Genomic DNA, 13,378 nt, shown 5'->3' on the forward strand with positions numbered 1-13,378 from the left:
GCCGAGCACGAGGTTGCGGTCACCAGGGCGCCCAGAACAGCCGCAACCTCGTGCTCGGCAGCAGTGTCGTGCGAGCAATCCCGGTGACGCCCCGTGATGGGTCGGCGCCAGGGCGGGCGCGCTGGGAAGGCGCGCACAGTGAGCCGAAGTCCGACAATTTCACCCGGACGGATTCTCTCCGGTTCGCGCTCACATGGGACCATTTCGCGAGCCTCCCGACGATGTCGCGATCGAGGCCCCCTTCCGCGCGAAAGGCAGTACCCCGCCGATGTCCGATGACGGCATCCTCAAGTCCCTCTGGAACCTGGTTCCCAACTTCGCAGATGCCTTTCGTGGTGACACACATGCACTGATCGTCGTCATCTTCTTCGTGGTGATCGTCGCCATAGCCTCAGTGGCGATCTGGTACACGGTCAGAGCATCTCGTGCAGCCAACAAGGCGCTTGACGCGCTGAACGAACAGCTCGTCGACGTCTCGTCGGAGAATCTGCTGCAGCGACGTAGCGAGCTGCTCGAGCAGGCCGGTGCGGCGGCTCCTGGTGTCGTGGGCGAGCTCTGGCGCGAGTTCGACGAGACGCTCGTCGTCCACCACGACCCCGTGCTGAGACAGGACGCCATCCGCAACACGGTCGAGGCCGACCACTACTTCAGCGCCGAGCGTATTGCGCCGCAGCTCGTCAACAATCGGCTCCTCACCGCAGCTCCAGCAGTGCTCACAGCACTCGGGCTTCTCGGTACCTTCATCGGGCTCGCCACGGGCCTCAACAGCCTCAAGCTTGGCGAGAGCGCCACGGTCGAAGAGATGCGAGCCGGCATCGAAGGTCTCGTGGCTGGAGCCGGCCTCGGCTTCACGGCGTCCGTCTGGGGCGTCCTGGCGAGCCTGGTCGTCAACATCTGGGAGAAGGTCGTCGAGCGGCGCGTCGCCGCTCGGGCCGCAGCCTTCCAGGCCCGCATCGACGGCCTCTTCGTGCTGCACTCCCCGGAGCGATCACTGCTCCAGGTCGAGAAGAACACCCACGACTCCGCGATCGCCCTCAACGAGCTGCACGAGAAGATCGGCACCCAGCTCCAGGAGGCCGTCGCAGGCATCTCCCAGGAGATGCAGGACGCGTTGACGCGAGCCATCGAGACGTCGATGGCACCCTCGATGGCTTCGCTCGCCGAGAGCACCGCGACGCAGTCGGCCGAGGTCTTCGAGAAGCTCGTCGACAAGTTCGCGGACGCGTTCCAGTCGATCGGGACGCGTCAGGCGGAACAGCTGGGTGCGGCCTCCTCGACCCTGGACGCCACCGTGACGGCTGTCACCCAACGAGTCGACAGCTCTGTCGCGGGGCTCTCGGACGCCTTCGAGGCGGTCGGGGCCCGTCAGGCCGAGCAGCTCGACGCCGCGACGGCGACGCTGGACTCCGCACTCGGCTCCGTCTCCGACAAGGTCGGCGGCGCGATCGTCCTGCTCAAGGAGAGCGCGGCCGCGCAGTCGACGGCCACGTCGGAGCAGGCCGAGGCCTTCCGCGAACAGCTCACCGAGCTGTCCGAGCTCACGGCACGCCAGGCCCGCCTGCTCGACGGCTCTCTCTCGGCGATCACCCTGGGCCTCGACTCGGCGGCCACGAAGATGGGGACCGCGACCACGTCGCTCGACACGTCGTCGACCACCTTGCAGGGCACCGCACGAACGTTCGCGCGGACGAGCGAACGCTTCGAGTCGTCATTGAACGCGGGCGCCCAGGCGCTCGAAGGGACGGCCGAGGCCCACGCGCAGGCGGCTGCGGCCCTCAGCAACCACACGACCGCGCTCGAGGAGATCAACTCTGCCTCGCTCGACGCGACCGAGCGGCTCACCCAAGCGGCTCGGGCCGCGGGAACGAGCTTCGAGACCATGCAGGTCCACCAGGGCCGTTTCCTGAACGACCTCAAGGCGCAGGTCGACAATCACTCGGCTTCTCTCAGGAACTGGCTCGACGAGTACTCGGACCAGGTCCAGCACCAGACGACCGAGCGCATGAGCGACTGGAACAAGCACACGCACACGTTCTCCTCGCAGATGCTCGAAGCGACCAACGCTCTCTCCGAGGTCATCGACGAGATGGGGGTGAAGATCGGTGCGCAGGACGCGGGGAAGAGCTCGCTCTCGTGAGGAGGCGGAGAACCCGTACTGGATCTCCTTCGCAGACCTCATGACGGCTCTCCTGGCCGTCTTCATCCTGGCCGTGGTCGCACTGGTCCTCCAGCTCACGGAGAAGCAGGAGGCCCTGGCCGCCGAGCAGAAGACGGCGCAGGAGCAGCGCAGCCTGTTCTCGGACCAGATCACCTCGCTGCAGCGCGCTGAGGAGGTCCGTTCCGACGTGCTGATCGAGGTGGCCACGACGCTCCAGGCGCAGGGCATCGACGTCATCGTCAGCCAGGACAACTCGGTGCTGAGCATCCCGACGGCCCTTCTGGGCTTCGACTCGGCCTCGTTCGAGATCCGGCCCGAGCACCGTGACGTCGCCCTCGCGATCGGGGCCGCGATCGACGACTCCTTGCGCCACGACGAGCGCTTCCGCTACCTCGACACCGTGTTCGTCGAGGGACACACCGACAACCAGTCGTTCGACGGGCTCGAGGGCACCGGCAACTGGGGGCTCTCCACGTTCCGCGCGATCTCGCTGTGGCGCCTGTGGGAGACCTCGTTGCCCGACGGCGGAGGTCTCGACGACCTGCGCCGAACCGATGGGAGCCCCCTGTTCTCCGTCTCCGGCTACGGCGAGACGCGACCCGCGACCTCCGTCCAGGAGAGCGAGGCCGACCGCGCAGCGAACCGGCGCATCGACGTGCGGTTCACTGTGGTCCGTCCGACGGCGGAGGATCTCGCGGAGATCCTCGAGAGCGCCGACGCGACCGGGCGGGTGCCCTGACGTGGGAACCAGGCCCGAGCTGTTCCTTCCTGGATGGCCCGCCGAGTCCTTCGACTCGTGGGACCGTCTCACGGTCCGCGCCCAGCGCCTCACGGCCCGGGCGGGCACAGGCCGACAGTTCGACCTGCTCCTCACCGAGGTCCGCCACCTGATCGACGCCAGGCGGATCGACCTGCTCGCCGCACGCCTTACCGAACGCCGCTTCGCGCGTGCCGTCGTGACGGTCTGGTCGGAGGACCGCGAACGTGCCCGCGCGTCGATGACCCCGGGCCTCGTGGCGTTGCTCGTCGACTCGCAGGCACCCCGCCCCTCCCGCCTGCTCGTTGCTGCCCTGGCGTCGATGTTCCTGATGCACTTCGATCACCTCGACTCCTGGTCCCCGGGACTGTTCGGGGCCACGAGCACGGCAGTCGAGCGAGCCGTGACGCAGATCCCCGTCCGCAGGACTCGCGCGGCGACGCCGCCCCCACCCCCTCCGCGCCCCACAGGGGCCTCCGTCCCGCCACCACCGCCACCGCCACCGCCACCGCCGAGCCCACCCACGAGCCGCGACATCGTCGACGCCTTCCGGTACAACTCCGAGTTCCTCCTCGACCTCGAGGCACCGCGAGCCGTCGCGCAGGGACTCCGAGCCACAGGGATGGCACTCGTGGACTGGCTGCGCCAGATCGGGATCAACGGGCACGTCAACGGCCGGTACGGCATCCGCGTCCGTGAAGCCGTCTTCCTCGAGAAGATCAAGGCGGCCGACCACACGCGGGCCGACGGACTCGGGTTCCTGGCGGAGCTCACGTCGAAGACCGTCGCGGAGTCCCTGGGCCTCGACGGCCTGTACTTCGGGCACCAGATCCTGATCGCCATGACCGACAAGCCGGATATCGCTCCGTGCGACGAGTGGCTCGACGCGATCGTGAAGATCGGTGGGGACCCCCGACTCCAGCGACAGGCGCAGTGGCACACATGGTGGCAACCCCTGCCGCAGGCTGCCCGCGACAAGGCTGTCCGGTGGATGAGCGTCGAGGACCTCCGCCTGTTCCTCACCGCCGTGGAGAACCACGGCGTGCTCACCCGCAACGCAGAGCTGCAGCGAATGTTCCCGGCCCGCAAGACCTTCCTGTGGGGGCTCTACGAGAGCGGGCTGGTCCGCGAGTCCCGGATCTTCCTCGGCAGCGGAGCCAGCGCATCGGTCCAGCGCCAGCTCGGCAGGCGACGGACTGACGCTGCTCATCTCACGCAGCGGTCCGACACCGCGATCGTGTTCCTGGACTGCGGCGACTTCCACATCGTGGAGGGCTCCCACAGCTTCAAGCTCTGGATCTACGCGGGCCGCCCCGTCGCCCGGTTGCTCGACCGCTCACGGCGGAGCTACTCGCCCGACGAGCTCATCAAGAGCATCCCGACGCTCCACGCCCAGCAGCACCCTGCCGGCTGGCGAGCTCACGTCGGTATCACCCACTACCCCACGACGTGGCAGCACGCTGCCCTGAAGTTCCTGATCGAGACTCTCGGTGCGCCGGTGGACCCACAACGTGTGCTCACTCCCGAGGACTACTCGACGCTCAAGCACCGTTTCGGCCTCCCGATCCACCACCGCACCCCGCTGAGGAGCTGACATGGGCCTGCGTGACCTCCTGCGAACCCGGCGCATGCGCCCTGATGACACCGAGTCGCCCATGCGGCTGTTCGCGGTGTCGTACGACTCCGACGGCGCCAACTTCGTCACGACGCCCGAGGACCTCGCGCTCCTGCACCGAGGCGAAGGGCAGCGGTCGGCCCAGGAGCAGCACCTGGTCCTCGAGATGCTCGCCGAGCAGGGTGCCGCCTACCTCCTGCCCAACGGCTTCGCGATGCGCTCGGCGGACGTGGCCCGTCTGGGCGACGACGAGGCCGAGGTCCTCGGTCTCCCCCGGCGCCTTCCCGGCACGCTCGAACCGGAGGTCCGGGGCAACACGACGTCCCGCACGTTCTCCGTCACGCTCAGGGCCCGCATCGGGAGCCACCTGGAGCCGTGCCGCCGGAACGGTCCCGTCCTGACGATCGGCACGGCGACCCACTACCGGCTCTCGCCACGCGCGCTCAAGGTGATCTGCGCCGTCGAGCACCACGAGGCGCTGGCCTTCGAGGACCGCACCGAGACGAACAACGTCCGTCTCGTCGCCGAGCTCCAGGCTGCCAGGATCCCCCTTCCCGACGACCCGGACCGCGACGAGCCGTTCCCGCTGCCCCTGGGGCACCTCACGAGCTGGTCCACCACGGTCCCGGACCGGGTCGGGCTCCTGGTCGACGAGCAGCACGACGGCTCGTTGCGCATCTCTCCCGACCTGGGGCCCGACGTCGACCCGGATCGGTTGGCGAGCAGGTGGCACCAGATCGAGGGCGACCGTCAGGCCGGCGTCCTGCGCGTCGACGAGCAGCTCGTCCTCCTCGACGAGCAGCGCCTCGCAGGCGTGCGGGACGTGCTGGCCACGCCCCGCATCCCGGCAGAGAGGGCACGGGACTTCCTCACTGCGCCAGGGCAGTTCTTCGACCACGAGCTCGTCGACGTCGAGCTGAACTTCGGAGTCCGCGTCGCGGGCGTGGGCATCATCGTCCCGCAGACCTTCGCCGACGCGAGCGAGTCGGGCATCTCGTGGTTCGGGGACTCGGACGGCGTGCAGCCGGCCAGCATCCTCGCGGGGCTCATCGCCACCCTCCCTCAGCTGGACACGGTCGAGCAGGACGTGCTCGCCGCGCAGGACCAGGGTCGATCCGTCATCGCGGTCGGTGACCAGCTGGTCGACATCAGCGACAGGTCCACGGTCGACAGCGAGCTCGCCACGGCGCGTGATCGCCTCCTCGACGAGACTCTCCTGCCTGAACCCGGCGACGGCGACGATCAGACCGACCCGTCGGACCCGGCGACCCCTCGGACGGTTCAGGTCGGTGTCCACGTCGCGGACGTCCAGGACGTGGGCGAAGCGCTCCGGGCCTCCGCGTCGAGCACACCTTCTGCTCGCCCGGTCGACTACGCGAGCCTCCTGCGCTCGCCGTACCCGCACCAGCGCGAGGGCATCGAGTGGATGGTGCGGCTCATGACCGCGTCTCTCCTCAAGCCCGACGGCGACCCCTCGCGCGTCCAGGGCGCGATCCTCGCGGACGACATGGGCCTGGGCAAGACCTACATGACGCTCGTCGCGCTGCGCGAGTTCCTCGAGGCGCAGCGCGCACGTGGGGGGATGGTCCGCCCGACGCTCGCGGTCCTCCCGGTCTCGCTGATCGAGAACTGGCAGGCGGAGATCGAGGCGACCTTCGCGACGAACCCGTTCGAGGACGTCGTGGTGCTCCAGGGCAAGGGCATCACAGCCTTCCAGGAGCTGGGGCGGGGCAAGGAGACCACGGCGAGCGTCGTGAACCTCGACGACCAGGGCATGCTGCGTGCCGACGCGATCCGCTTCTCGCTGAAGATCGGTCCGGAGCACGGCAGGAGCCGGCTCGACATGCCGGGCCGGCTGGTTCTCGTGACGTACGAAACGCTCGCCTCGTACCAGCTCTCGCTGGCGCAGGTCGACTGGGGTGCGGTCGTGTTCGACGAGGCCCAGACCATCAAGAACCCCGACGCCCTGCGCACCCGGGCCGCCAAGGCGCTCAAGGCGCGGTTCATGCTGCTGGCCACGGGAACCCCGGTCGAGAACAAGATGCTCGACTTCTGGTGCCTCATGGACGCCGCCCAGCCGGGACTCCTGGGCTCCTGGGCCGAGTTCCGCACGCAGTGGGTCTCGCGGATGGAAAAGGCTCCGAGCGAGGAGAAGTCCCGGATCGGGCAGGAGCTGCGTGAGCTCGTGGGCCCGTTCATGCTGCGACGGATCAAGGAGGACCACCTCAGGGACCTCCCTCCCAAGACGGTCTACGGCCCCGAGGGCGGGCCCGCGCAGGTCGCCCGCCCAGATCTCGGCGTCGTGATGCCCGTGACTCAGCGCGACGCGTACGACGCGGTGCTCGAGGGCTACCGGCGCAACGGCCCGGGGGTCCGGGGGGCGGCGCTCGCGACCGTCCAGGCTCTGCGTGGTGTGAGCCTCCACCCGTCGGCGTCGGGGGACGCGCCTCTGTCGAGCGATCCCGCGGACCTCGACCTGTCCGCGCGCATGGTCGCGGCGGTCCGGGTCATCGACGAGGTGCGGGCGGTGGACGAGAAGGTCATCGTGTTCGTCATCAACAAGAAGGTCCAGGCTCGGCTGGCCCTGTGGTTGCAGGAGCGCTACCGGCTGCGGGTTCGTGTCGTCAACGGCGACACCGCCGCGGTGGGTTCGGGCGCGACGCGCAAGGGGATCATCGGGGAGTTCGAGCGAGCGCCGGGCTTCAACGTCATCATCATGTCGCCGCTCGCGGTCGGGGTGGGGCTGACGATCGTCGGGGCCAACCATGCGATCCACCTGGAACGGCACTGGAACCCTGCCAAGGAGGCGCAGGCCACGGACCGCATCTACCGGATCGGTCAGACGCGGCCCGTCCACGTCTACCTCCCGATGGCCCTCCACCCGGACACGACGTCGTTCGACCTCAACCTCGACCGGTTGCTGCAGCAGAAGTCGACGCTGCGGGACGCGATCGTCGTGCCCGAGGCCGTGGGAGAGCAAGAGGTCGTTGCTGCGCTGGGGCTCGGCGGCTGACGCCCGGCGCCAGGAGGTATGCGGCCCGACGACGGCGCGTACCCCCGCGATCCGGTGATCTCGGGGGTGCGCGCTCTGCTGCCTCAGGCTTCTTCGACCTCGTCGTCCTCCTGGAGCTGCCACGCGTCGCGCAGCCCGTCCCAGGTGTCCCAGAACTCGACCATGCTGAAGGGGAGCTCGAGCAGGACGCCCGTCGTACCGAGAATCGCCTCGACCCCCATCTCGTTCCCGTCGGCGTCCTTGTGCAGGTCGAGACCGACCGGGTCGTGGTCGAGCTCGTCGACGATCGCGTCCGTCGCCGACGCCAGGTCGGTCGCTCCGAGCACAGCGAACAGGTCGTCGAGCGACTCGACCTGGCGCACCTGCTCTGGATCCCAGTCGCGGCGCCGACCTTCCCAGCCGCACGCTGGGCAGACGTGCGTGGGCATCGGGCCCGGCCCGATCACGCAACCACCCAACACGTAGACGTCGGGATCCGGAGGACCTGCCGGCAGTCCTCGAAGGACGACGCGCAGTCTCGTCTCGCATCGAGGACAACCGATCGGTCGCTCCCGAAGGGCATCGACCTCCACCTCGGCTGCGCGCCCCTCGGTCTCCGCGAGGGCTCGCCGCACGGTCGCGGCCGCACGAGTCGTCAGTGGCCCCGAAGCATGGAACTCCTCACCCTCGGCGTGCACCAGTCTGCGGACCTCGGAGTACGTCATCGAGGGGCCTTCGAAGGGGCCGACACAGATCGCCGCGTGAGTGGGATCGCCCACCTCGTTCACAACCCGCACCACTCGGGAGACCGGCCATGACCGGCGGTTTCCGTGCGGCTCCCCCTGTCCGTCCTTGACCGCGAAGAGCAGCAGCTCGTCGCCGGGCCGCACGAAGATGTCCCCTTCGCTCAACCGATAGCTCTCGACGCTCAGGTCGGTGAAGCGCGACGCGAAGTGCTCGATCGCCGCCTCCTCGGCCGGTGACGCGGGGGAGTCGTCAGGCGTCCATGGCGCAATCCACAGACGCCGGTGCGACTCACGCGGGAGCCCGGCCCGACGCGGAGGCAGTGGGACGCTGCGCGGCCTGTAGATCGTCGTCGCGCGCTCGATCCACTCCTGGTCCACCCACTCCGCTTCCGGATCCCCGGACCACTCGTCGATCTGGAGGTCCGCCCGCGCGGCGACCTCGACGTCGTCGGTCAGGAGCGCCGCCTCACGCAGCGACGTGCGCGAGCGCTCGGAGGCGTTGGCCGATCCGACGAGGGTCTTGCGCTCACCGCTTCCGTCCGCGCCGGCGACGATCACCTTGGCGTGCAGCCGGGCGACCGACACCAGGACCACGCCACGGTCGAACAGCACCTGGAGCGCAGCGGGGTTCGTGGTGCCACCGGCGAGCGACTCGTCGGACCCGTCGAACACCAGCGTGTCCCCCGCGCCCAGAGGTAGCAGCTCCGGGGCCTCACGTCCCACGTAGGCGATCGCGGCACGCACCGGCCCGGGCCACGTCACCGTGCGCAGCGACTCCCAGACCTTCTCCGACACGAGCTCGATCACGCCGCCCCCTCCTCGCGCTCCGCGTAGCGCGGGGCCATCGACTCCATCTGTTCCATGACGAGCTTGATCGCTCCGGGCTGCTTGTCCGGCGGGTAGCCGTGCTTGACGAGGAGCCGCTTGATCGAGGAGCGCAGCTTGGCGCGCACGTCCTCGCGCACGGTCCAGTCGGTGCGCACGTCGCGCCGCAGGACCGTGAGGAGCTCGCGGGCGATGTCGGCGAGGATCCCGTCCCCCTGGACCTCGACGGCCGACTCGTTGGTCGAGACCGCATCGTAGAACGCGAGCTCGTCGCTCGTGAGGGGCGGCGAGAACCGGGCACCGCGGTCACCTTCGGCCGAGACCTCGTGCGCCATCTCGATGAGTGCTGCGATCACCTCGGCGGACGTGAGGTTGGAGTTGGTGTACCGCGTCATGAGCTCGTTGAGCCGGTCGGAGAACGCGCGCTGGCGCACCAGGTTGTTGCGGGTCGCGGCGCGCGACTCCTCCTGGATCACCTTGCGGAGCGCCTCGATCGCGAGGTGCGGGTTCTCGGCGTGCGTGGCCGTCGCGAGGAAGGACGTGTCGATCTCGTCGATGCGCGGCGACTCCATGCCTGCCGCCTGGTAGATGTCGAGCACCTCGCCCGAGTCGACGCTCTCGGCGACGAGCTGGTTCAGCATGCGCTGGACGTCGTCGGGGATCGCCTCTCCCCGCGCCTGGCGGTCCTCGGCGTCGAACTTCCCCATCCAGACGCGCACCTCTTCGAAGAACCGCACGTCGTCGGCGATGTCGGTGAGGTGGTCCGCTCCCCCGGCCAGGGCCCAGGCCCGGTGCAGCTGGCCCGCCTGACGGCGGAAGGTCGCGCCGAGCGTGTCACTGCCGTCCTCGACGTCCTGGGGCCGGTTGCCCACGGTGCCGGGGTCGCGCAGGTGGTTCACGGTCGCGTGGACGGCCAGGACGTACGAGCGCTTGTCGTCCACGGCGAGCCGCGAGCGCCAGTCGAACCCGGAGAGCGTCGCACGCACCTGGGTCACGAGCAGCTCGGCCAGCGCGACGGCTTCCTCGACCTGACGGCCGAGCGGGCGGGTCGCCTGGTCCTGGGGCGAGTACTCGCGCAGCGCGGCGGCGAGGTTCTCCGCGACGGGGGCGTAGGCGACCAGCAGGCCTGCGGTCTTGCCGCGGAACGTCCGGTTGACGCGGGCGAGCGTCTGCATGAGCAGCGCGCCCTTGATGGGCCGGTCGAGGTAGAGGGTGTGCAGGGGCGGGGAGTCGAACCCCGTGAGCATCATGTCCTTGACGATCACGATCTCGAGCTCGTCGTCGGGGTCCTTGAGCCGCTGCTTGATGGCCGCGTTCTCGCTGTCGCGCCGCACGTGATCGCGGATGGGCGCGGGGTCCGACGGCGTCCCCGAGTACACGACCTTGATCTTTCCGGTGGCCAGGTCGTCGGAGTGCCAGTCGGGGCGCAGGGTGACGATCTCGCTGTAGAGCCGTGCACAGATCTCGCGGGTCGCGCCGACGACCAGCGCCTTGCCCGGGGTGCGTTCGTGGCCGGCGCGGCCGAGCGACTCGAACATCGCGGCCCGGCGACCTTCCCAGTGCGCGACGAGGTCGGCCGCGAGCGCCTCCAGGCGGGCCGGGGCACCGTAGATCGCGTTGACGACCGCGACGCTCGACTCGATGCGACGGCGCTCGGCGTCGTCGAGCCCCGTGGTCATCTCGTCGGCGGCCGCGTCGATCGTGGACTCGTCGGCGCCGTCGACGAAGTCGACCTTCACGAGACGGGAGTCGAAGTACACGGGGACGGTGGCGCCGTCGTGCACGGCGCGGGAGAGGTCGTAGACGTCGATGTCCTCGCCGAACACCGCGCGCGTGTCACGTTCGGCGGTGCTGATGGGTGTCCCGGTGAACGCGATGAGCGTGGCGTGCGGGAGGGCGCTCTTGAGGTGCCAGGCGTAGCCGTCGAGGTCGTCGTAGTGGCTGCGGTGGGCCTCGTCGACGACGACGACGATGTTGCGCCGGTCGGACAGCAGAGGATGCTTGGTGCCTGCCTGCTTCTCGGCGGGCGAGAGCCCGAACTTCTGCAGGGTCGTGAAGTAGATGCCGCCGGTCACCCGGCCGGCGAGCTCGGTCCGCAGCTCCTCGCGGCGGCGGATCTGGCGGGGTTCCTCGGGCAGCAGCTGGCTGCGCCGGAAGGTCTCGTAGAGCTGGCCGTCGAGCTCGGTGCGGTCGGTCACGACGACGACCGTGGGGTTGCGCAGCCGGGGGTGCCGCATGACCTGGTTGGTGTAGAGCTCCATCTCCATGGACTTGCCCGAGCCCTGGGTGTGCCAGACGACGCCCGCCTTGCCGTCGGACGCGACCGCGGTGATGGTCTTCTCGATCGCCTTGGAGACCGCGAAGTACTGGTGAGGCTTGGCGACACGCTTGCTGAGCCCTTCGCTCCCTGCGTCGAACGCGACGTATCCGTGCAGCAGCTGGAGGAAGCGGAGCTGGTCGAACAACCCGTAGAGGGCGAGCCGCAGCGCGGTGACGGGTTCGTCCTCAGCGGGCGTGTCGCCGTCGGGCCCCTGCACGCCTTCCGGGCGGCCGGACGGCCCGACGGGCCGGCCGTCGTCGTCGACGTTCCACGGCGAGAAGTGGTTGAACGGCGTGAAGGGCGTGCCGTAGCGCGCGGTGATGCCGTCGGAGAGGACGGTCAGCACGACGAAGCGGAAGACCAGCGGCAGCTCACGGACGTAGGTCGCGACCTGGGCGTGGGCCGCGGCGAGGTCGGCTGCCCTGGTGCCCGCGTTCTTGAGCTCGATCACGCTGACGGGCATCCCGTTGAGGTACAGGACCACGTCGAAGCGCCGTTCGACGTCGCCGCGCACGACCGTGACCTGGTTTGCCGCGAGCCAGTCGTTCTCCGACGGTTCGCTGCTCACGAGGCGGATGGTCGGGTTCTGCTCGATGCCCTCGGCGTCGATGTAGCTGATGCCACGGAACCCGTCGGTCAGGAAGTCGTGGACGCGCTTGTTCTCGGCGATCGCGTCGTTCGACGTCGGGGCGACGATCGCGGCGAGCGCCTGGTCGAGGTACTCGCGCGGCACGTCCGGGTTGAGAGCGCGCAGCGCGGTGCGCAGGCGGGTGGGGATGAGGAGCTCGTCCCACGACTCACGCTCGGGGACGGGGTGCCCGTCCGGCCCGACGACGGCGCTCGCCCCGGGCGCGATCTCCTTGCCGTGCTTCACGGTCCAGAAGAGCTCGCCCAGGTCGTCGAGGGCCAGGTGTTCCCAGGCGTCCTCGGTGAGCTTCATGGATCCTCCGTGATGTCGGTGCGGCGACTGCTGCGCTGCGGTGCTGGTCCGGAGCCTATCGGCGCCGTGACTCATTCTTGGTGGTCTCGTGGCGGGGCGCGGTGGGTGAAGTGATATGGGGGTTATCAGTGTGAACGCCGGAGGCCTCCCAGTTGACGCCGACCACCGATGCGGGCATCCTGGTGACACACCCCCGGATGCTTCGGCTACCGGTTAGAAGGCCCCAGGAAACTGGGGCCTTCGGAATTTCTGGCCCACGTCGGTGGCCGGTGCACGATGCCGTGCACGTCATCGAGGACATCCGCGAGTTGGGATCGCTCGAGCACCTCGCGCGTGACGAATCCTGTGAGATCCGGCTCGGTGTGCATCAGTTCCTTCGAACCTCGCGCCGACTCCATCGGGAAGATGATGCCAGTCTTGCGCCCGAGCTCCTGCTTAACGGCACGCAGCGTCCCTACCTGGTCGGAGTCGTTCGTGAGCATGACGAAGTAGTCAGCATGAGGAACGTGCGCATCCGCGATCATCCGCACAGCAAGGTTGACGTCGGACCCCTTCTCCTCGATCTTCTTCACGCGCACGCGCCGGTACTGGCCGGTCTCACGGTCGACCTCCACGGGAACCGCCGGCATCGATCGTGTGTCGATCCGAAAGTGCTCGAAGTGGATCTTCAACAGAGGTTCGAGGGTTCGCAGTGCCCGAAGGTAGATGTCCTGTCGCTGACTGACCTGTCGGTCCGGTGATGCGCCCGGTCGCACTCGGGCGGTGAAATAATGCACTCGAACGATCTCGTGATCCGGCAGGAGATTCTGTGCAAACGCCACGAGATCGAGCCACTTCAGTTCCGGAAACTTCTCAAGACAGCGCCGATAGAGGTTGAACCCGTCGATATACAGGATCGCCGTGGCGCGTGTCGTCATGACCCTGACCGTAGTGATCAGGCACGCATGATGGAACCTCTGCACATGACACCCGGGCACAACGACGTCGAAGATGAGCCACCAACGCGCCAAGCATGGTCCTCTCCG

The 13,378-nt window shown here is 68.8% G+C and carries 7 protein-coding genes; 4 read left to right on the forward strand and 3 right to left on the reverse strand.

Translation table 11 applies throughout. From position 1 onward, the window contains the following. Positions 1-268 precede the first annotated feature (268 nt). The 4 genes from zorA to H9641_RS10315 are packed head-to-tail and all read left to right on the forward strand — an operon-like array spanning position 269 to position 7,543. The gene (gene zorA, locus H9641_RS10300; protein ID WP_191803422.1) at positions 269-2,137 is read left to right on the forward strand and encodes an anti-phage ZorAB system protein ZorA; all 1,869 of its coding nucleotides are present in this window, start codon (positions 269-271) and stop codon (positions 2,135-2,137) included. Further along, on the forward strand, positions 2,103-2,897 hold the full coding sequence (locus H9641_RS20475; protein ID WP_318244512.1) for an OmpA/MotB family protein: 795 nt from the start codon (positions 2,103-2,105) through the stop codon (positions 2,895-2,897). Before zorA ends, H9641_RS20475 begins: the two co-directional genes overlap by 35 nt. A gap of 1 nt (position 2,898) precedes the next feature. Continuing rightward, positions 2,899-4,509, forward strand: coding sequence for an EH signature domain-containing protein (locus H9641_RS10310; RefSeq protein ID WP_191803424.1), 1,611 nt, complete (start codon positions 2,899-2,901; stop codon positions 4,507-4,509). A 1-nt stretch (position 4,510) separates the two neighbouring features. Beyond that, positions 4,511-7,543 carry a DEAD/DEAH box helicase gene (locus tag H9641_RS10315; protein ID WP_191803425.1) on the forward strand — a complete coding sequence of 1,011 codons (3,033 nt, stop codon included), beginning with the start codon at positions 4,511-4,513 and terminating at the stop codon, positions 7,541-7,543. Positions 7,544-7,626: 83 nt separating this feature from the next. Here the strand turns inward: H9641_RS10315 and H9641_RS10320 are convergent, their stop codons facing one another. From H9641_RS10320 to H9641_RS10330, 3 genes are all read right to left on the reverse strand, one after another. Beyond that, positions 7,627-9,075: a phospholipase D-like domain-containing protein gene (locus H9641_RS10320; protein WP_191803426.1), complete on the reverse strand. Its 1,449-nt coding sequence runs from the start codon at positions 9,073-9,075 to the stop codon at positions 7,627-7,629. Continuing rightward, complete coding sequence (locus H9641_RS10325) at positions 9,072-12,353, reverse strand: type I restriction endonuclease subunit R (RefSeq protein ID WP_191803428.1); 3,282 nt, start codon at positions 12,351-12,353, stop codon at positions 9,072-9,074. The genes H9641_RS10320 and H9641_RS10325 overlap by 4 nt, the downstream gene beginning before the upstream one ends. Before the next feature lie 206 nt (positions 12,354-12,559). Further along, positions 12,560-13,270 (reverse strand): NYN domain-containing protein, encoded by a 711-nt coding sequence (locus tag H9641_RS10330; RefSeq protein WP_191803431.1) that lies wholly within the window; start codon positions 13,268-13,270, stop codon positions 12,560-12,562. Between the last annotated feature and the right edge of the window lie 108 nt (positions 13,271-13,378).

The sequence above is a fragment of the Oerskovia merdavium genome (assembly GCF_014836755.1).
Classification (GTDB): Bacteria; Actinomycetota; Actinomycetes; order Actinomycetales; family Cellulomonadaceae; genus Oerskovia; species Oerskovia merdavium.